The organism is Paenibacillus sp. FSL E2-8871, assembly GCF_038000345.1.
Classification (GTDB): domain Bacteria; phylum Bacillota; class Bacilli; order Paenibacillales; family Paenibacillaceae; genus Paenibacillus_AQ.
Genome location: NZ_JBBOBV010000001.1, coordinates 1,087,115 through 1,106,408 on the forward strand (window position 1 = coordinate 1,087,115; position 19,294 = coordinate 1,106,408).

Below are 19,294 nucleotides of genomic sequence, written 5' to 3' on the forward strand. Positions count from 1 at the left end.
ATTCCTTAATAAGAAGACAAAAAAACTCGGTAAGAAAACGCTTTATTCTGATCTTATTGTTTCATGCATACCGAAATAGAGCAATCTATAATAATAACTATATACAACCTAGGAGGAATGAAAATGAGAAGAGCGTTTATCAGTCCGACGAAATATGTGCAAGGTGAGAATGAACTTTTGAATTTAGGATATTTTGTAAAAACATTCGGTGATTCCGCACTGCTCATTGCACATCCAGATGATGTTACACGTGTAAAAGATAAATTGGAGTCAACTAAACAGAAATTTAATATAACGCTTGTTGAAAGTGGCTTCCATGGGGAATGCTCAAGACAAGAAGTCGCAAGATTACAGGCTCTGGCTAAGGAACATCAATGTGCATGTACGATTGGTTTGGGTGGAGGTAAGGCGATTGATACGGCAAAATGCGTAGCAGAAGGTGAAGCATTGATTATCGTTCCAACGATAGCAGCAACTGATGCACCAACAAGCCACTCCGCGGTACTCTATACCCCAGAAGGTGAGTTTGATGATTATGCTTATTTCAAGCAAAGCCCAAGTGTAGTCATGATCGACACAACAGTCATTGCCAAAGCACCAACAAGATTTCTTGTTGCAGGGATGGGAGATGCACTCTCCACTTATTTCGAAGCAAGAGCTACAGCAAATTCTTATTCCAATGTGAATGCGGGATTACCTTGCGGGGTTCGTGAAGGTGTTTGTGGGGAAGCTAAAGGAACAATAACTGCACTAGGTCTTGCCAAACTGTGTTATGACACTTTGCTTGAAAATGGGTTCAAGGCGAAGCAGGCCTGCGATCTGAATATCGTAACCCCAGCCTTGGAGAATATCATCGAAACGAATATTTTGTTATCGGGACTAGGCTTTGAAAGTGGAGGTTTGGCTGCGATTCATGCGATCCATAATGGTTTAACAGCTTTAGAAGGAACGCATCATTATTATCATGGTGAGAAGGTAGCCTTCAGTACAATTGCTCAATTGGTGCTTGAAAATGCAGACCGTACCGAATTAAGAGAAGTATTGGATTTCTGCCTGTCTATTGGGCTTCCGGTGTGCTTAGCAGATATCGGAGTGGAGCAAGTAACTTACGAAGAACTTCTTGAGGTTGCTAAAAAAGCTTGTATTGCTGAGGAATCGATTCATTCGATGCCGTTCCCAATTACAGAAGAAGCCGTAGCATCGGCGATTATGGCTGCCGACCAATTAGGCCGTCAATACAAATTAAGTAAGGAGCTTTAAGATGAAGAAAATTATGAATAAGCCGGAAACGCTAGTCCGAGAAATGTGTAATGGACTTGTCTTAGCGCATCCTGAGCTGGATTTCAACGATAAATTCAAAGTGATTTCTAAAAAAGAGATCAACACCGATAAAGTTACACTTATAAGCGGTGGTGGAAGTGGGCATGAACCGGCCCATGCCGGGTTCGTAGGCAGCGGTATGCTGGATGCAGCCGTGTGTGGCGATGTGTTTGCTTCTCCATCCCAGATTCAGGTCTACCAAGCGATCCGTAGCTCTGCTAGTAAAAAGGGAACGCTGCTTATTATTAAGAACTACAGCGGTGACATCATGAACTTTAAAAATGCGGCTCATCTCGCAAGTGAAGATGGCATACAAGTGGAATATGTCAAAGTAGACGATGACATTGCCGTTGAAGACAGTCTCTATACCGTAGGGAAACGAGGGGTGGCCGGAACTGTTCTCGTTCATAAAGTAGCCGGGGCTGCGGCAGAAGCAGGACTGTCCCTGTCGGAAGTAAAAGAAGCGGCGCAAAATGCGATTGACCATGTTCGCACCATCGGCTTCGCCTTTACATCTTGCACCGTTCCTGCTAAAGGAACCCCGACGTTTCATATCGAAGAGGATGAGATGGAATACGGTGTTGGAATTCACGGTGAACCTGGAATTCGCAGAGAAAAAGCCGTGTCAGCGGATGAACTCGCGCAGCGAATGGTTACGTCCTTGCTGAGCAACTTGCAAATGAACGATGAGTCGCAGCAAGAAGTTGCTGTTCTGATCAATGGATTTGGTGGAACACCACTGCAAGAGCTTTATTTGTTGAATAATTCTGTGATCCGTGAATTGACGGCGAAGAATAAGCAAGTGTTTAAAGTATTTGTCGGCAACTATATGACCAGCATCGATATGGCTGGCGCATCAGTGTCGATTATGAAGCTGGATGAGACGCTGAAGAAATGGTTGTCTTCTCCGTGTGATACACCGGCATTGTCGGTTAAAGGTCCATTTGAGCCTGTAAAATATACGGAAGTCATCAAGGAAGAGAAAGCAGACAGCACGGTATCCTTCAAGAATAATACGGATGCTGAAGCAGTGATAATTAAGAACAACCAGTTTTCCTTACAAAATATCGTATTTTTGATCGATCAAATGAGTGAGGTCATTATCGAGAATGAGGTACCGTTCTGCGAGCTAGACGCCCACGCCGGAGATGGTGATTTTGGGATGAGCGTAGCCAAGGGCTTTAAGCAGTTGAAAGTAGAATGGGAAGATATTCTAGCTAATCATCACAGCGATATCGGTGACTTCCTTGATGCTTGTTCATTGATCATTATGGAGCATTGTGGAGGAGCTTCCGGGCCGATCTGGGGATCGGGCTTCCGCGCTGCGAGCAAGACTGCGCTGCAGAAGCAGGAGTTATCCATTCAGGAATTTGCCAATATGATGCAAGCGGTCGTCAAAGGAATTCAAGATACGGGCGAAAGGTCTTTCGGGAGAGGTGCTGTCGTTGGAGACAAGACTTTAATTGATGCGCTTGTACCTTTTGCGGATGCCTGGACACAAAGCGCAGAACAAGGCGAAGATATAAAGCTGGCAGCTATCAAAGCTGCTGAGGCGGCAGTTCTCGGTGCCCGGAAGACTTCCGATATCGTCGCCCGTATGGGAAGAGCAGGCACGGTAGGTGAACGCAGCATTGGTTATCCGGATGCAGGAGCTTACGCGCTTGGAGTTATTTTCACAGAGCTAGCTAAAGCGATGAGATAAGAGATAATATAAACTGAATCCGGATCTGAATAATGCTACGAAAGTTAAAAGCTGATTAACAGAAATCGACACCCCCTTATCCATTAGGATGAGGGGGTGTTTGTATTTGGAATCATACGCTAACACTCCTCATAAACTGTTCGTTGCAGTTTAGCTAATATCTCGAATATAATGATCTAAATGATAATCGTTATCATTTAATACATGGATAAAGGTGATCTCCTCATGATAAAACACTACATTGGGACTACAGCGTACTGCAGCTCTGCTGAGGGTATAACTTAATGACAAGAAAATCAATTCATAACATCTATAACGGGTATTTCAATGCATTGTTTGAGACTCCGACTATAAGGGACACCACAGAGCGAATGCATTTTTCACAACCTAGTGACCATGGATACGTCGATAGGGTTATCACATCTTCCGGGATCGAAATTGTAGATAGTGATTACCGTTTCACTGAGGATCGTTTAGTCCGAGTTCAATCCGAAGCAGCTATGATAGAGCTAAGCTTTTGTCTACAGGGCAGCGGAGAAGTTCATGTAACAGGCAATAGTCACGAGTTGGTGCCATACAGTTGTTCATTGCAGCTCATGCGAGATTTCCAAGCCGAATTTCACTATCGCAGTGCTGAACCCATCCGTTTACTGTCCATTGGTGTACCGGTAACACTGTTCGATTCATGGATGGTAGAGCAAGGATCTCTACATACTTGCAGTTTATCCGGGCTGTTAGATACACAATCATTTCGTATGTTCCGTATGCCTATTCTTCCAGAAACCTCCCGAATATTGGTTCAATTGAGAGATTGCCCATATCATACCTCAATGCGCAGGTTATACGCAGAGGGTAAGGCATTAGAACTCCTTTCCGCATATTTGGGCGCTTTTCTTTTTGAGCAGAGTCATACTAAACGTAGCTTGCATTTATCTCGCACTGACCGGGAAAGCATTCGGAGAGCCAGGGAAATCATACTCGAGCAAATGGCAAACCCTCCATCACTCATAGAGCTTTCCAAGCTGGCGGGTATTAACGAATACAAATTAAAAGTTGGTTTTAAGGAAGAGTATGGTACGACTGTATTTGCCTATTTACGGAACAAACGTTTAGAAAAAGCATGGGAAATCATGCGTTGCGGGGAGAGTAGTGTTAGTCAAACAGCGACGATGGTAGGTTACAACAACTTTAGTCATTTTGCGGAGGCGTTTCGGAAGCAATATGGAATAAATCCTTCTGAAATAATAAAAAAACGTTAGACAACAAATAAATATCCGCCAAACCGTTATTCAATCCCTCTATCGGTAGTTCAGCCCTATCAGCAGAGTGTATGATCGGACTTGCTAGCAGTGAGAATGATTATCAATAGATTGGAGAGGGTTGGAAAAAATGTTCAGTTTAAAACGTATCTCTTTTGTCGGAATCGCCTTATTTATGATGGTGATGTTGTACGGATGTGGGAATTCAGGGCAGGAGGCTCAAGGGGAGAACTCCCCACCTGCGGTAAAATCTGAACCCGTCGCTACGAATTCCTCCGAAACACGTACCATTAAGGACGTCAAGGGAGATGTTGAAATACCGGTAAACCCGGTTAGAATTGCCGATGTATCTGGCTCAACTGAAGAACTTTTAGTGCTTGGATATAAACCTGTGATTACCGGGAATACAGACATGGCTAATTCAATGGAAATCACACCTATTCTAAAAAAAGAACTGCCTAATGTAACGCCCGTTGGATGGTTTCAAACGGAAGTCAACTTGGAAGCGATTATTGCAGCAAGTCCTGACTTGATACTGGCAGGGCCTACGCAAGAGAAAATCTATGATCAACTAAATATGATTGCTCCAACAGTGAGGGTTCCTTATGGCTTTAATACTTTTAGAGAGCGGTTTGCCTTTGTTGCAGAGGTACTTGATAAGAAAACAGAAATGGATGAGTGGCTGAAGGCCTATGATCAACGTGCTCAACAACTGCATGATCAAATCACAAAGATAACTAAAGAAGAAACGTTTGCGGTAATCGAAGCTACAGAGAAAGAAATCCGGATCTATTCCCGCACAGGTATTGCAGATATGATTTTTAATGATCTTGGATTACTCATCGCGCCAGGTACACCGGAACCAGACCCATGGGGAGGAAAAGTAACAAGTCTAGAAGCACTGTCTACTTTTAATCCAGACCACATCATTTTATTATCTGATAATGACCGGAATGTTCTAGACCAAAGTAAGGTCTGGAGCAGCTTAAAAGCTGTAAAATCGAAAAATATATATCGCATGACAAGCAGACAAAATTACAATGAAGCATTCTTTGCATTGGGGAAAGAGGCATTACTGGAACAAATCGCTGAACAAATCAATGAACATATCAACAAGTAAAGCTATTCTGTTTAAAATTGTGTAGCTAAAAAACACTGATCCTAATCTGGATCAGTGTTTTTTTAGTTCGAGATTCTTCCAACTTTATGAATCTAATCAATACATTCAATTTTCCTATGTAGGTTTTTTCATGAAAATCAAAGAATTTGTATATGCTGCATTATTCGCTGTATGTCAGAACTTGGAATCTGATTGTCGTAAATTTGATTTTTGGTGTAATGTTGATTAATCTGATAGGTGCGCCTATCATGGCATTGATTACGAATACTTCCATTTGGGCTAGATTAACAAGTGTGGTGATCTTTCTTCCAGGTGATATCATTAAAGCGGCTATTGCAGCCATCATTGCGATATAGCTTAGAATAATCCGCAGGTTTTACATAATTATAAATCAAGAGGAGATTTGATAGGATTATGAATGGTAATTATCTGGATATGATGTAGAAAACAGCACCAAGTAAACAACAATAAATTATTGAAAAGAAGAGGGAAGCTTTATGCAAAGGATTCAAAATTCTAAAATGTACTTTATATTTATTCACATATTTTTGTTGATCTTATTATGTACCTCAATGTATGCATATTCTCCATGGATTCGTACTAAAGTGAAGGAAATTCTCGAGCCTGCGGACAAAGTCTATACCATTGCTCACCGTGGCGCTTCGGGATATGCTCCTGAGAATACTATACCTGCATTCGAACTAGCCATTGATATGGATACCGATTATATCGAGTTAGACATTCAGTTAACTAAGGATCGTGTTCCTGTTGTTATTCACGATGAAACGATTAATCGTACGACAAATGGAACGGGGTATGTTAAGAATTATACTTTAGAGCAGCTTTCGAAATTAGACGCTGGCTCTTGGTTTAACGAACAATATCCCATGTTTGCTAGGGATCAATATGCTGGATTACGTATTCCGACTTTAGAAGAGGTATTTGAAAGGTTTGGAAAAGAAGTGGACTATATGATTGAGATTAAAGATCCCGCTTTGAATCCAAATATCGAAACCATATTAAACGAACAAATTGAAAAATATAATCTGTCTGATCATGTTTCCATACATTCATTTAGTGAGGCGAGTTTACGTAAGCTTCATTCGATTAACCCAGAGATCCCGCTTTATCAAATTGTTTGGTATAATATTCCGGTTTACAAAGTACCAGAATCTTTTATCAATCGGGTGAAAACTTATGCAGTTGGTATTAGCCCTAACTTTCAAAGAATAAATTCCTCCTATGTCGCACAGGTGAAAAATTCGGGTCTAAAGGTATTTCCGTACACAGTGAATTATCAAGTGAATATGGACAAAGCCGTGGTTTGGGGTGTAGACGGGGTACATACCAACTTTCCTGACCGTTTTAATGAAGTGATTAAGAATAATAAGAAATGAGGAATTACGGAAACGGGAATTCAACTATCGGAAATTCATATGCCGAATACATCGATTTCAGAGACAGGATACCATGTTTTTGAATTTACGTCTTTAAAAAACACTTGAATAGTATAGGTGCCTTTTGTATTAAACGAATAAGTAAATTCGTTAGTTTTGAACCAAAAGTTTTCTTCACTTTTCTTAATTTGTTGATTATCGATAGTTTCTGTTTTATCTGCCGGATCAGTGATCGTAAGTTTTATATCTGAAATTTCTGTTTTTAAATGATCTACTTGTAATAAGGTTGAAAAGGCAAACCGCGCAGGGCTTTTTACCTTACCGAAAATCTCTCCATTGTTATCAAGCAATACCATGTTCACATTTGGCTTGTAGATTCGAACCGTTTTACTTGTTTCATCTAAAGCGATTAAAGCAAACAAATTTTTAGAGAGCTGTTCAACAGGTAAGAGAATGTCCCCCTCGGATATTACTGCTGCCTGTTTTTGTACCACATTATTGAAATATAATGAAACTTCTGATTGGTTCGATGCGGCATAAATCATTGTTCCCGGTAGAATCATTATGCAAAGTGCTAATATAGTCAGTTTAATTATTTTTCTCAATGAAATCTCCTCCTATATTTTTGTTATGTTAATTATACCCATAAGATGGAAGATAGTTTCTTTTATGCAATTAATAAAATAAAAAAAGGTCAGTAGAGGGGATTACCCTTTCCTGACCTTTTTGATGTTAAAATTAAGGAGCGATAGAAGTACAAGACTGCTTCCTTTGTTCACCCTAACTAGAACCCTCTCACACTGCTTGGGGGTACTTTTCTATGTTTTTTGAAAGTCCGGCTGAAATAGTAGATATCACTGAAGCCAGTTGTGGTAGCGATTTCAGAAATCGTTAACTGGGTATGCCTTAGCAAATAATCTGCACGGTCTAAACGGACAGCATTTATATATTCCGAAATCGTATGACCAGTTAATTCCTTGAAGAGACGACTGAAATGGAAGCGGCTTAGCCCTGTTAGTGCCGCAAGTTCGTCAACTTGAATGGGCTCCTGGTAATGTGTATCGATATAACGCAAAACAGGTGCGAAGCGTTCAACGGTTTGAATACGTCTTTCTTGCTCAGCCTGTGAGAGTACGGTGACGATATGTCTGCGCAATAGCAACGTTAGCAGGCGGTATAGCTCGGACTTCACAGCCAGCTCATATCCAAATTCGCGAAGTTCCAGTTCCCGAATAATCGCCAGCGCACAGTCTGTAATGTGCTGATCCCCCCGGATATGATTACGTAACAGCAGCTGGTTCTGCTGAATCGGGGCGATGAACTTGGTCTCGGCAGCGTCGCTTACCGCACTATGCAGCAAAGAAGTATCTGCAATAATCGCATAATACAATAAATCAGAAGAAGCGCTCACCCCATAATGCAGCTCGTTGCTGTTCACAGCAACTAAATCACCAGCCCGTACGTTGATTGGTGTTCGTCCGCATTCAAAAACAGCCTCACCGCTTTCGATAAACAGAAACTCAAGATGCTCATGCCAATGATGTGGGAACAACAAAACTCCCTCTTGGTTGAAGCGCTGGGTATGTACTTTAATCGGAAACTCGGGATCCGGCATGTCCATGGGTTCCTGTAGATGTTTATCATAGTCCAACATTTATTGACTGCACCTCCTATAGCACAATTGTACAAATGAAACCGCAAGGTTCTGCATGGTGTTTAGGGTTGAAATCATTATAATACGAATCATAACCTATGCAAAATAAAGGAGAGAGTATTTATGGATATGATCAAAATTGGCGTAATAGGAACCGGCTCTATCTCCAGCATGCACTTAAGTGCTTATCGGAATAATCCGCAGACAATCATATATGCGGTTTGTGACCTGAATGAAGAGCGTGCACGAGCTGTTGCTGCTGAGTATAACGTGGAGAACGTATACACGGATTATCGTGAATTGCTGGCTAATTCCGAAATAGATGCAGTCAGCATCTGCACATGGAACAACTCTCATGCTGAGATTAGCATCGCGGCACTTGAGGCAGGCAAACATGTACTTGTGGAAAAGCCCCTTTGCCGCACGGTTGAAGAAGCGCTTCAGGTTCAGCAGGCAGTGGAAAAGAGCGGTAAAATTTTGCAAGTAGGCTTTGTACGACGTTATGACTCTAATGCCCAGCTACTTCAGACATTGGTGGAACAAGGAGAATTCGGTGAAATCTACTATGCGAAGGCAACGACGTTCCGGAGACTTGGTAATCCCGGCGGCTGGTTCAGTGATATTGAACGCTCCGGCGGCGGACCATTGATTGATATCGGCGTCCATGTGATCGATCTAAGCTGGTATTTGATGGGCCGTCCGAATCCAGTATCAGTAAGTGCCAATACTTACCGGAAGCTCGGCAATCGTTCCAATATCAAGAACCTTTCTTTCTATAAAGCCGCTGATTACGACGCAGCGAACAATACGGTGGAAGATTTAGCAAATGCACTAATTCGTTTTGAGAATGGAGCTTCGCTGATGGTTGATGTAAGCTTTACACTGCATGCCAAAGAAGACGAGCGCTCAGTCCGCCTGTACGGTGACAAGGGTGGGTTTGAAATTGATCCTGAGATAGTCCTCGTCAAAGAACTGTCGGATACGATCGTCAATACCTATCCGCAGACCGATCATAAGGGGTTTGAGTTCAACAGTGCATTCCAAAATGAGATTAATCACTTTGCGAACAACATCAGCAATGGCTCTACACCAATTAGTCCTGTGCAGGACGGCGTTACAATCATGAAGATTCTCGGCGCGATCTATGAATCCGCTGCCAAAGGCGAAGAGGTGAAACTATGAAGCTAGGAATCAGTACCTACAGTTTGCATTCAGCTTTTTCAACGGGTGAGCTTACGCTTGAAGGAGTCATTGAGACGATCGCCGATCTGGGCGCGGAGCATGCGGAGATTGTACCCTTGGGCATCAATTTGGTTGAGAATCCTGAGCTAATTGATCAGATTGTAGGTACGGCAGCAGGTCGTGGACTAGAGTTGTCTAATTATGCTATCGGGGCGAATTTTGCCGGGCTGGAGACAGCGGAAAGACAGCGGGAAGTCGAGCGGGTAAAGCGGGAAGTAGACGTCTGTGCGGCATTAGGCATTCAGCGGATGCGGCATGATGTAGCCTCGTCAAATGATCTATCTATTGCGCACTTTTTGGAAGAGCTTCCACATTTGGCTGAAGCCTGTCGGGAAATTGCCGATTATGCCGCGGGTTTGGGAATAACGACCAGTGTGGAGAATCATGGATACTTTATTCAGCACAGCGATCGTGTACAGGCGTTGGTTCACGCAGTAGGAAGAGATAACTTCCGTACAACACTCGACATTGGTAACTTCCTGTGCGCAGATGAGAATCCGCTTATTGCTGTGACTAACAATATTAAGCTTGCTTCGATGGTACATTTCAAAGATTTCTATATTCGTCCGCAGGATCGCCAGCCTGGCGAAGGCTGGTTCCAGTCTACTGGTGGGAACTGGTTGAGGGGTGCCATCGTTGGTCAAGGAGACATCGATATGCCGAGTGTCATTCGAACCGTTAAGGAAAGTGGCTACGACGGATATATCTCTGTAGAATTTGAGGGAATGGAAGAGTGCCGTAAGGGGACAAGACTTGGGTTAGAATACATCAAGCGGGTTTGGAACCAAATCTAATTCATTTTAAAGGAGGATTATTACCATGGTTAAACCAATTATCACTAACAAAATCGGCGTTATCGTAGACAGTTTTCAGGTCGGAGTAAAAGAGGGGTTGCGCAAGGCAAAAGAAGCAGGGGCTGATGGAGTTCAGATTTATGCGGTGCAAGGTGAATTTGATCCCGCTAACCTTTCTCCTTCAGCCCGTCGTGAATGGAAGAAATACATCGCTTCACTGGGTCTCGAAATCTCTGCCCTCGTTGGAGATTTAGGCGGACATGGATTTCAGGACCCTGCACAGAACCGTGCCAAAATCGAAAAGTCCAAACGCATTATGGAGCTGGCCAAGGAGCTAGGTACAGATATCGTAACTACACATATCGGTATTGTTCCCTCTGACCACACCAGTAAAATTTATGAAACCATGCACATCGCCTGTGAGGAACTAAGCAGATACGCGCATGAGATGAATTCTTACTTTGCGATTGAGACTGGGCCAGAACCCGCTGCGCGTCTGAAGACGTTCCTCGACGGTTTGGGTTCCAAAGGGGTTTCTGTTAATTTTGACCCGGCCAACATGGTGATGGTGACTGGTGATGATCCCGTGCAAGGTGTTCATACACTAAAAGACTACATTGTACACACCCATGCTAAAGATGGTCTCAAACTTGCCGATATCGATCCGCGCGATGTTTACGGTCAATATGGTTATGAAGCACCCGCATTAGACCATGAGAAGATGGCTGAAATGGCCGAGACCGGCTCGGCGTTCCGTGAAGTTCCACTTGGAGCAGGTTCTGTCGACTGGAACAATTATCTGCAAGCGCTGAACGACATCGGTTATACAGGTTTCCTGACCATAGAACGGGAAGTTGGCACTAATCCAGAGGAAGATATCCGCCAGGCTGTGAATTTTTTAAAGGCTTTTCGGGTCTGAACATGGTAGTGATAATGATTAAATAGTTCATCCAACCTTTGGGATAAAAGAGAAGCTGCCTTACAGGAGAACAGGCCTGTACGGTGGCTTTTTTTATTGCTACAAACAATGTTACTTAGTTCAGGATAAGAATCTGATCCATTTACTACAGGCTAGGTTTGATCTAATTAATACTTTTTAATAGGTATTAAATCTCATTTATTGCAACTTTATCCTCTATTTGGCGTTAAAGAAGAGAGAATACGAAGGGGGAGCCTATATGAAAAAGATAAATCTACTAGCCCTTTTAGCAGTCATTTCAGTAATCATTGTTGGATGTATCAATACAGGGAATAAGGATAATGCAAATCAACCACTAATCGATCTGAGTTCTGTTAATTCCATTAAAGTCCAGAATGCTGGCGGTGAATCGATAACCATAACGGACAACAATTTAATAGAACAATTCAATGAAGTTATACATACTGCTGAGTATGACAGCGCCAAGCTTGATATTGCAGCACCCGATTATGAAGCTACTGTTGAATTGAAGAATAAAGAAAACGAAAAGTTCTCATTCTGGATTAAGGGCGAGAATAATGGTCTTTTCACCAAATCAGGACAAAATGGACATTACAAGCTGCCGGAAACAAAAAATGTAGTTTTACTTGACTTATTTCAACCCAATGAGCAACAAGTAGAAGCCGATAATCTAAAAATTGACGAGGAAATCAAGCGAATCACAATAGCGAAATCTCTAGCACATGGTTCAGTGAATGCTAACATAAAGGCTGAATACATAGATCATGAAAGCATAGAAACTTTCGTCCGAGCCATCCGTACCGCTGTACAAATACCAGGAAATTTAAATACCGCAACGCCTAACTACGATATTGTTCTAATTTCAAATAATAATAAATATGCCTTTCATCTATGGATTAACGAAACAAGCGAGCAAGGCATGTTAATGAATGTGAACGAAACAAGCACAGGCTACACACTTACTAAGGAATCAACTGTCGAGTTAAAAAAGCTTATATTCTTGGAAGCAAACTTTAAGGGTCTGGAGTTTAATGCAGTACGGAGCTCAAATGGAGAACTGGTGGCTAAACCAATTGGCATAACCGAAAATAACTATCTATTAAACGGTGGGGCAGTGGTTGAATTACAAGGAATCTTATATCACACCATTCATTTTTTCTATGGCGACCATAATGCAGTTAACGCTTTACTAGCCCATGATCCTGCTACGGATGAGGTGATGGTAAAATGGAGCGATGAGCTGATCGATACCGATAACCGTTGGAACAATACATTTATGAACAACTATAATATGCTAATCAAGTTGGACGAGGATCATCTATTATTTCTGGAATCGGATCTGACGAAAGAAGCTGGGAAATATCATTTGTCCTCTTATAATGTTGTTACAGGAGATATTGAACGACTTCGGGAAGACTTTTGGCCGCTTTCTGATGATTATGACTACATCTATAAATTCCAGTGGAATGCTGATGAACAAATATTATTTATGCAAAGTTACCTCGGCAATGTATGGTTCTTTGATCTGAGGAAAGGAAAGGACGTTGTGCATCTTTTAAAATATCCGGTAATCCCTCACTCGACGACCGGTGCGCCATCCCTGTTTCCTTCACCAACCTTTAAGAGATTTGTACATGATGATGAGAGCGGCCATTTAACCTTTTATGATAATAAAGGAGCTTCGCTACGTACTGTGCCGTTACCACAAGAGCAATATGTACCTTCTGAGAAAATAAAGTGGAATTCGGCGGGCACGATTGCCTGGATGGATACAGCAGAGATGAACCAAAACCGAATCCATGACATCGACATCGATTATTTGAAAATAGCTCCACAAAAAATTAATTTTTATAATCAGGATGGGCTTCCCATCAGCTCTATTAAGACTGAAAGCGACCATGAAGATGCAGCGGTTGAAGTTGTAGGATGGATGGACGCTAATGTAGCTGTTATAAAATCCTATTCAGTAGAACTTTTGTACAAGGATACTATAGGGCTGAAGGTTAAGAATGTTTCTTATTATCTCTATGATGTAAAGAAGAAGCAGAAGGGGGCTAGCTTTTCGTCCATCCCCTCCAGCGCAACTGTAATTTTAGATCATCGCCTGGATGATGCTGATAATGAAGGCAATATCACTGTGAGTTTTAAAGAAATTACTTATAAAAAAGTAAATTAAATGAGCCTCGGAAGTTCGCCGCAATGATCACATAAGAACATTGGAAGCTTCCCGAGGCTTCTTTTTTATAATTTCAAGACAATGCTTAAGAATGCGTTATATTCATCGAGTTAGTCTGTCTCGAATTTTATAATTATCCTGCTGTAGTTCGGACTGAGGTTAGTATGTCTAGTTGGAAACCCTGTACCAGGGTTTCCCCGTTCATAAGATCGGTCTCATACGCCCGTTTGAAGCCTAAGCGATAGTAGAGCTTGATTGCTGAAGCCATCATTTCTGAGGTATGCAGATTTAAAGTGGTGGCACCCAACTCGCTAGATCTCCTTGCAGCTTCATGAATTAGATGGGTTGCAACGCCGAGGCCGCGAGCGGATGGGGATACGGCAAGCAGGCGAAGGATAGGGGAGTGAATGCCTAGTTCTGGTTTACCGTAAGCCGTTTCCGAGGAGCTAAACAAGAGTGCGCTACCAATGATTTTCTTGTCGATTTCAGCGATGATCCGCACGATCGGGGCATCGCCATGGACAGATTCAAGAAGTGATTTCCGGTACGCTAGCCACAACGCCTCGGGCATAATTTCCGAGTATTGGTGGTAAGCGTCCAGTATCACTTCAGCGATGGCATCACGGTCATTATTCTCAGCTTCACGGATAATAATCTTTTGTGACATAATCTCGCGATCCCCTTTCAGTTAATGTATAGTTCATACGAATGAAGTCATTATAAACGATAATTCCGAGTTATATAAGGGGTATTTTATTATTTTGATAAATGAATAGATAAGCTCTATATGAAATAAACATAACAGTCGATTACTAAGGGATTCACTATAGCTTCTGCAGTTTTAAATTTTAAATTATTAATCATTTATGAAGGGAATTTTGTAGAAATCCGATTATTTTACACGGAATTTAAGTTGACAAAAAATAGGGGGGTGCATAAGATATAAACAAAATCTATAGGAAAGTATCATTATATTTCATTGTTTTTTCATCGGAATAGTAAAATTAATATTAGTTTAGGGGGATTAGGGATGAACATTGAAAATATTGAGGCTTTTGTCTACATTAACCATTATGGAAGCTTCAATAAAGCGGCCGAAGTCCTATATATCTCTCAGCCGACAGTTACGGCACGGATTCAATCGCTCGAAAGGGAATTGGATTGCAGAGTGTTTGATCGGTTAGGTAAGCAGATTAGCCTAACGGATAAAGGTAAGCAATTTCTTCCCTATGCCCAGCAGATTCTCCAGATCTATCAGAACGGTAAATATCAGGTTCAGGCCAAGGGGCATATTCCAAATGAACTGAGGATCGGCAGTACTGTCTCGGTATCCAATTATTTAATGCCTCATCTGATGCTTCATTTGAAGCGCAGGTATCCGCATATCACGATCAAGCTGACGACAGCTTCTACGGAAGTATTGATTGATAAGCTGAAATCGAAAGAGCTAGATCTGGCTTTTATTCGTAAGGTCGTAAATCCAGCCATTCAAGCCTTTCCTTTCTGCGAAGACCCCATTTCGTTGTATGTAGAGAAGGGGCATCGCTTAGCTAAGGCACAACGTACATCGCTGGAAGACATTCGCCAGGAGACGTTAGTCTTTTTTGAATGCGGGTCTTTGGATTGGATGCGACTGCATCGTGTATTTGAGAGCATGGAACAGCCGCCGAAAATTGAATATCAGGTGGATAACCTGGAGACAGCCAAGAAGCTGGTGTTGAAAAAAGCAGGTATCTGTTTCCTTCCGGCACTTAGTGTGCAAGAGGAAGTAGCGGCTGGGACGTTAGTACGGGTGGATATTGCGGAGACGGAAGGCATCTCCTTACGAACCAGCCTGATTTCACTAAATGGGGAGAACGCTGAATTCATAGAAACCCTGCTTGAACTCGGTATTGGTAAAACGGGAGATCGACTAATTGTATAGATGTATTAAAAAACTCTATTAGCGCATGGACACATGCAGTGATAAAGTTAATTGCATATAATGACGACTATTTCGATAGGAATTATAAATTTAATTTCGGAAGGATGGAGGGCTTGCGATGAGTGAGACATACAGACTGGCAGAACTGCAAGATGCGGAGATTTTGCTTGAGGTTACATATCGAGCGTATGAGCTGATTCGTGAGCTTGGGCTGCATTGGCCGGCGGCTACAGCTGACTTGGCACTTATTGAAGACAATATTGCTACGAATGAGTGTTATGTGCTTGAAGTTGATGGAACGATAGTTGCGACGATAACACTTTCAAAAGAAGAAGAGATTAAGAAGATTAGCCCACTGCCTTTTATTAAATGGTTTGCTGCTCATCCGGATTTCAGTAACAGAGGTTATGGTGGAAAGCTTCTGGATTGGGTGGAAGAGCACATTATTGCTGGACAATTGGGTTCGGCTGCGGTCACGCTGGCAACGGCGAAGAAGCACCCATGGTTAGTTCAAATGTATGAACGCCGGGGATATGAACGGTTTCTAGAACTGGATCAGCAGAATGGTGACGGCATTATGTATCTGATGAAAAAAACACTCATAGATAAACCACAAATCATTCAAAGGGGATAGAACAATGAAAAAGTCCATTTCATTAGTAATTGCATCGTTATTGACACTGGCGATTGCAGGTTGCGGAAATAACAGCACGAACAGTAGTCAGAATGGAAATGCAGCCGAAGCTTCGGCAACGGCAAATGGTTCGACAAAGGTAACTAAGATCATCGTAGGCACGGGTACTGCTTTTCCGAAGGTCTGCTTCATAGATGAGAACGGCAAGCTTACAGGCTTCGATGTGGAACTGCTCAAAGAAATCGATAAGCAGCTGCCTGAATATGAATTCGAGTTTCAAACCATGGATTTCAGCAATTTACTGCTGAGTCTGGAAACTAAAAAAATCGACCTGGTTGCCCATGTCATGGAGAAAAATCCGGAGCGGGAGTTGAAATATTCTTTTAACAAAGAAGCCTATGCCCACTGGAGAAACCGCATCGTAGTGGCGAAGGATAATGATTCGATCCAATCACTGGATGATCTTAAAGGAAAAAAGGTATTAGTCGGTGCGACAAGCGCACAAGCGCAAATTCTGGAAAACTACAATAAAGAGCATGACAATGCGATTAATATCGTGTATCAGAACGGTGCAGCGAATGATACCGTCGCACAGATTAGTACTGGGCGTGTGGACGCTACGCTGGCTGCAGATTTTGTCCTGCCGATCATTGATCCGCAGAGTCAGCTAAAAGCTACGGGCGACGAGCTGTCCTCCGCGGACATTCTCTATGTTTTCCGTAAGGATGATGCCGATTCACAAAAGCTGTCAGATGCGATTGACAGTGCGATTAAAGAGCTGAAGACGGACGGAACACTGGGTAAGCTGAGCACGGAATGGCTGGGTGCGGATGTTACAGCGGATTCGGTTAAATGATTGAGCCGGTGAGCACGGGAAGGGAGGGAATATATGGGCGCACAGTTTGATATCAGTTTTGTATTTTCGTTTTTGCCTAAGTTACTAGGGACTTTAAGCACCACTGTTCTGATTGTCGCCTGTTCTCTACTGACAGGAATTATTGTCGGCTTTCTCGTAGCTCTGCCAAGACTTTATAAAGTGCCTGTGTTAAAGACCCTCTCCGAAATCTATATTTCTTTTTTTCGGGGAACTCCGATTCTTATCCAGCTCTTCTTGTTTTATTATGGTCTGCCTGAAATCATGAAGCTGGTCCATGTGGATATGACCCGAACTCCTGTACTTGTCTTTGTGATTCTAACCTACGGTCTGCATACGGGAGCATACATGTCCGAAATGATTAGGGCTTCTGTGATGGCGGTGGATAAGGGGCAGGTGGAGGCAGCATACGCTGCAGGGATGACGGGGTTTCAAGCTTTTACACGAATCGTGCTGCCCCAAGCGCTAGGTATAGCAGTTCCTGTATTCTCCAATCTAGTAATTGCACTACTGAAAGATACGTCATTAGCTTTTACCCTCGGGGTGATGGAAATGTCAGGTAAAGCTCAGACGCTTGGCAGCTTAACACAGCATTTTATTGAAACCTATATCGCGCTTGCGCTTATTTATCTGGTCATCAGCTTTACGATTGAGAAGCTGCTGCTTGTAGCAGAACACCATCTGCTACGGCATGAAAAGCGAAATACGCCTGAGAAAAAATTGTTTAAAATCAACAAAAGCTGGTCCTACCGACGCATTATTGCAGAATTGGGACCGGGCAAAGGAGGCACCGGATTATGAAACTGGACCCATCGTTTATATGGACTGCTCTGGTACAAATTCTAAGTGCAATTCCTACGACCTTATATATTACCGTTGTCTCTGTATTGATTGGTTTTGTGATTGGAGTGGCTGTAGCCTTGATCCGGCTATACAGAATTCCACTGCTGCATCCGCTGGCCGTCGGTTATGTTACGTTCATCCGCGGGACACCGATGCTGACGCATCTGCTTCTTATATATTTTGGGCTTCCTGTGCTGATTGATGGTCTGGCGGCGCATTTCGGCTGGAGCTTTAGGTCGGTTTCGATTCCGATGATCGGTTTTGCTTATATTTCGTTCTCGATTACTGCTGGAGCTTATATGTCCGAGGTCGTCCGTTCCGGTCTGCTCGCTGTGGATCGCGGTCAGCTAGAAGCAGCCCACTCTATCGGTATGACTACGCCCCAAGCACTAAAGCGGATTGTTTTTCCTCAAGCGCTGGCGGCAAGTCTGCCTAATCTTTCGAATTCAGTAATCGGTATGCTGCACGGATCTACCCTTGCTTTTACTGTTTCGGTGGTGGATATCAATGCTAAGGCACAGATAGTGGCTTCAACGAACTGGAAGTTTTTTGAGGCTTATCTGGCAGCTGCGCTGATCTTCTGGGCACTAACATTTCTGATCGAACGCGTGACGTCGGTCATTGAGAAAAGGATTAATCTGTACAATCGAGGTGGAGTAGCATGATCAAACTTGTGCAAATTTCGAAGTCATTCGGTCGGAATCAGGTATTAAACAATATAGATTTAACGGTGACGAAGGGAGAGGTTGTCGTCATTCTCGGCCCCAGTGGCTCCGGCAAAACGACTCTCTTACGCTGCGTGAATTATCTGGAGAGGCCAAGCAGCGGAGAGATCGCCATTGGCGATTTTAAAGTGAACTGCAAACATGCCCGCAAAAAGGAGATTCATCAGCTTAGGCAAAAAACGGCAATGGTATTTCAGCAGTACAATTTGTTCCGTCATAAAACCGCGCTGGAGAACGTGATGGAAGGGCTGTTAATTGTCAAAAAGCTTCCGAAGGACGAAGCGAGAAAGCGGAGTATTGCACTGCTTGAAAAGGTTGGTCTTGCCAGCAAGCTGGATGCTTACCCGAGTCAGCTGTCCGGAGGTCAGCAGCAGCGTGTAGGGATTGCCCGAGCCTTGGCGCTTGAGCCAGAGGTTATCTTATTCGACGAACCAACATCGGCTCTGGACCCTGAGCTAGTGGGTGAGGTTCTGACTGTTATCCGAAAAATTGCCAAGGAAGGTATCACAATGATTGTAGTCACACATGAAATGGGGTTTGCTCGTGATGTGGCGAATCATGTGGTTTTTATGGACGGAGGCGTCATTGTTGAAGAAGGAACGCCGACAGAGCTGTTTAATCATCCGCGCGAAGAAAGAACGAAGCAGTTCCTGAAGCGAATCACACCTGAATTTAACTATTCCATATAGG

19 protein-coding genes are annotated in these 19,294 nt (G+C 42.9%); 16 read left to right on the forward strand and 3 right to left on the reverse strand.

All coding sequences use genetic code 11. From position 1 onward, the window contains the following. The first annotated feature begins 123 nt into the window (after positions 1–123). The 6 genes from NYE25_RS05050 to NYE25_RS05075 all read left to right on the forward strand — a co-directional run bounded on the left by NYE25_RS05050 (position 124) and on the right by NYE25_RS05075 (position 6,798). Positions 124–1,260, forward strand: coding sequence for a glycerol dehydrogenase (locus NYE25_RS05050; RefSeq protein WP_042188270.1), 1,137 nt, complete (start codon positions 124–126; stop codon positions 1,258–1,260). 1 nt (position 1,261) lies between these two features. Then, positions 1,262–3,022, forward strand: coding sequence for a dihydroxyacetone kinase subunit DhaK (gene dhaK, locus NYE25_RS05055; protein WP_341145286.1), 1,761 nt, complete (start codon positions 1,262–1,264; stop codon positions 3,020–3,022). A 284-nt stretch (positions 3,023–3,306) separates the two neighbouring features. Further along, positions 3,307–4,281: a helix-turn-helix domain-containing protein gene (locus tag NYE25_RS05060; protein ID WP_341145287.1), complete on the forward strand. Its 975-nt coding sequence runs from the start codon at positions 3,307–3,309 to the stop codon at positions 4,279–4,281. Positions 4,282–4,411: 130 nt separating this feature from the next. Then, entirely contained in the window at positions 4,412–5,401 is a 990-nt protein-coding gene (locus NYE25_RS05065; protein ID WP_341145288.1) for an ABC transporter substrate-binding protein, read from the forward strand. A gap of 152 nt (positions 5,402–5,553) precedes the next feature. Next, positions 5,554–5,757 (forward strand): biotin transporter BioY, encoded by a 204-nt coding sequence (locus tag NYE25_RS05070; RefSeq protein WP_341145289.1) that lies wholly within the window; start codon positions 5,554–5,556, stop codon positions 5,755–5,757. Positions 5,758–5,898: 141 nt separating this feature from the next. Then, complete coding sequence (locus NYE25_RS05075) at positions 5,899–6,798, forward strand: glycerophosphodiester phosphodiesterase (protein WP_341145290.1); 900 nt, start codon at positions 5,899–5,901, stop codon at positions 6,796–6,798. A 35-nt stretch (positions 6,799–6,833) separates the two neighbouring features. Here the strand turns inward: NYE25_RS05075 and NYE25_RS05080 are convergent, their stop codons facing one another. Continuing rightward, entirely contained in the window at positions 6,834–7,403 is a 570-nt protein-coding gene (locus NYE25_RS05080; RefSeq protein ID WP_076299739.1) for a hypothetical protein, read from the reverse strand. A gap of 179 nt (positions 7,404–7,582) precedes the next feature. Next, complete coding sequence (locus tag NYE25_RS05085; RefSeq protein ID WP_042188277.1) at positions 7,583–8,452, reverse strand: helix-turn-helix domain-containing protein; 870 nt, start codon at positions 8,450–8,452, stop codon at positions 7,583–7,585. A 123-nt stretch (positions 8,453–8,575) separates the two neighbouring features. On the opposite strand from NYE25_RS05085, the gene NYE25_RS05090 reads away from it, so the two are divergent. The 4 genes from NYE25_RS05090 (at position 8,576) to NYE25_RS05105 (ending at position 13,604) form a co-directional block, all read left to right on the forward strand. Further along, entirely contained in the window at positions 8,576–9,634 is a 1,059-nt protein-coding gene (locus tag NYE25_RS05090) for a Gfo/Idh/MocA family protein (protein ID WP_341145291.1), read from the forward strand. Continuing rightward, positions 9,631–10,488: a sugar phosphate isomerase/epimerase family protein gene (locus NYE25_RS05095; protein WP_341145292.1), complete on the forward strand. Its 858-nt coding sequence runs from the start codon at positions 9,631–9,633 to the stop codon at positions 10,486–10,488. Before NYE25_RS05090 ends, NYE25_RS05095 begins: the two co-directional genes overlap by 4 nt. Positions 10,489–10,513: 25 nt before the next feature. Further along, positions 10,514–11,407, forward strand: coding sequence for a sugar phosphate isomerase/epimerase family protein (locus tag NYE25_RS05100; RefSeq protein WP_341145293.1), 894 nt, complete (start codon positions 10,514–10,516; stop codon positions 11,405–11,407). A 259-nt stretch (positions 11,408–11,666) separates the two neighbouring features. Next, positions 11,667–13,604, forward strand: a complete 1,938-nt coding sequence (locus NYE25_RS05105; protein ID WP_341145294.1) for a hypothetical protein — start codon at positions 11,667–11,669, stop codon at positions 13,602–13,604. A 133-nt stretch (positions 13,605–13,737) separates the two neighbouring features. On the opposite strand, the gene NYE25_RS05110 is transcribed toward NYE25_RS05105, so the two are convergent. After that, the gene (locus NYE25_RS05110) at positions 13,738–14,271 is read right to left on the reverse strand and encodes a GNAT family N-acetyltransferase (RefSeq protein WP_341145295.1); all 534 of its coding nucleotides are present in this window, start codon (positions 14,269–14,271) and stop codon (positions 13,738–13,740) included. A gap of 363 nt (positions 14,272–14,634) precedes the next feature. Between NYE25_RS05110 and NYE25_RS05115 the strand changes: the two genes are divergently transcribed. The 6 genes from NYE25_RS05115 (at position 14,635) to NYE25_RS05140 (ending at position 19,293) form a co-directional block, all read left to right on the forward strand. Then, on the forward strand, positions 14,635–15,528 hold the full coding sequence (locus tag NYE25_RS05115) for a LysR family transcriptional regulator (RefSeq protein ID WP_339271380.1): 894 nt from the start codon (positions 14,635–14,637) through the stop codon (positions 15,526–15,528). A 118-nt stretch (positions 15,529–15,646) separates the two neighbouring features. Beyond that, positions 15,647–16,162: a GNAT family N-acetyltransferase gene (locus NYE25_RS05120; RefSeq protein ID WP_341145296.1), complete on the forward strand. Its 516-nt coding sequence runs from the start codon at positions 15,647–15,649 to the stop codon at positions 16,160–16,162. A gap of 4 nt (positions 16,163–16,166) precedes the next feature. After that, positions 16,167–17,018, forward strand: coding sequence for a transporter substrate-binding domain-containing protein (locus NYE25_RS05125; protein ID WP_094869030.1), 852 nt, complete (start codon positions 16,167–16,169; stop codon positions 17,016–17,018). 33 nt (positions 17,019–17,051) lie between these two features. Beyond that, complete coding sequence (locus NYE25_RS05130; protein ID WP_341145297.1) at positions 17,052–17,837, forward strand: amino acid ABC transporter permease; 786 nt, start codon at positions 17,052–17,054, stop codon at positions 17,835–17,837. Then, positions 17,834–18,544, forward strand: coding sequence for an amino acid ABC transporter permease (locus NYE25_RS05135; RefSeq protein ID WP_076299748.1), 711 nt, complete (start codon positions 17,834–17,836; stop codon positions 18,542–18,544). The genes NYE25_RS05130 and NYE25_RS05135 overlap by 4 nt, the downstream gene beginning before the upstream one ends. Then, complete coding sequence (locus tag NYE25_RS05140; protein WP_341145298.1) at positions 18,541–19,293, forward strand: amino acid ABC transporter ATP-binding protein; 753 nt, start codon at positions 18,541–18,543, stop codon at positions 19,291–19,293. Before NYE25_RS05135 ends, NYE25_RS05140 begins: the two co-directional genes overlap by 4 nt. Position 19,294 lies beyond the last annotated feature (1 nt).

Excerpts from the sequence above, each read along its gene's own strand:
- NYE25_RS05050 (WP_042188270.1), top strand. The coding sequence starts at position 124 with ATGAGAAGAGCGTTTATCAGTCCGACGAAATATGTGCAAGGTGAGAAT.
- dhaK (WP_341145286.1), top strand. The coding sequence starts at position 1,262 with ATGAAGAAAATTATGAATAAGCCGGAAACGCTAGTCCGAGAAATGTGT.
- NYE25_RS05060 (WP_341145287.1), top strand. The coding sequence starts at position 3,307 with ATGACAAGAAAATCAATTCATAACATCTATAACGGGTATTTCAATGCA.
- NYE25_RS05065 (WP_341145288.1), top strand. The coding sequence starts at position 4,412 with ATGTTCAGTTTAAAACGTATCTCTTTTGTCGGAATCGCCTTATTTATG.
- NYE25_RS05070 (WP_341145289.1), top strand. The coding sequence starts at position 5,554 with ATGCTGCATTATTCGCTGTATGTCAGAACTTGGAATCTGATTGTCGTA.
- NYE25_RS05075 (WP_341145290.1), top strand. The coding sequence starts at position 5,899 with ATGCAAAGGATTCAAAATTCTAAAATGTACTTTATATTTATTCACATA.
- NYE25_RS05085 (WP_042188277.1), bottom strand. The coding sequence starts at position 8,452 with ATGTTGGACTATGATAAACATCTACAGGAACCCATGGACATGCCGGAT.
- NYE25_RS05090 (WP_341145291.1), top strand. The coding sequence starts at position 8,576 with ATGGATATGATCAAAATTGGCGTAATAGGAACCGGCTCTATCTCCAGC.
- NYE25_RS05095 (WP_341145292.1), top strand. The coding sequence starts at position 9,631 with ATGAAGCTAGGAATCAGTACCTACAGTTTGCATTCAGCTTTTTCAACG.
- NYE25_RS05100 (WP_341145293.1), top strand. The coding sequence starts at position 10,514 with ATGGTTAAACCAATTATCACTAACAAAATCGGCGTTATCGTAGACAGT.
- NYE25_RS05105 (WP_341145294.1), top strand. The coding sequence starts at position 11,667 with ATGAAAAAGATAAATCTACTAGCCCTTTTAGCAGTCATTTCAGTAATC.
- NYE25_RS05110 (WP_341145295.1), bottom strand. The coding sequence starts at position 14,271 with ATGTCACAAAAGATTATTATCCGTGAAGCTGAGAATAATGACCGTGAT.
- NYE25_RS05115 (WP_339271380.1), top strand. The coding sequence starts at position 14,635 with ATGAACATTGAAAATATTGAGGCTTTTGTCTACATTAACCATTATGGA.
- NYE25_RS05120 (WP_341145296.1), top strand. The coding sequence starts at position 15,647 with ATGAGTGAGACATACAGACTGGCAGAACTGCAAGATGCGGAGATTTTG.
- NYE25_RS05125 (WP_094869030.1), top strand. The coding sequence starts at position 16,167 with ATGAAAAAGTCCATTTCATTAGTAATTGCATCGTTATTGACACTGGCG.
- NYE25_RS05130 (WP_341145297.1), top strand. The coding sequence starts at position 17,052 with ATGGGCGCACAGTTTGATATCAGTTTTGTATTTTCGTTTTTGCCTAAG.
- NYE25_RS05135 (WP_076299748.1), top strand. The coding sequence starts at position 17,834 with ATGAAACTGGACCCATCGTTTATATGGACTGCTCTGGTACAAATTCTA.
- NYE25_RS05140 (WP_341145298.1), top strand. The coding sequence starts at position 18,541 with ATGATCAAACTTGTGCAAATTTCGAAGTCATTCGGTCGGAATCAGGTA.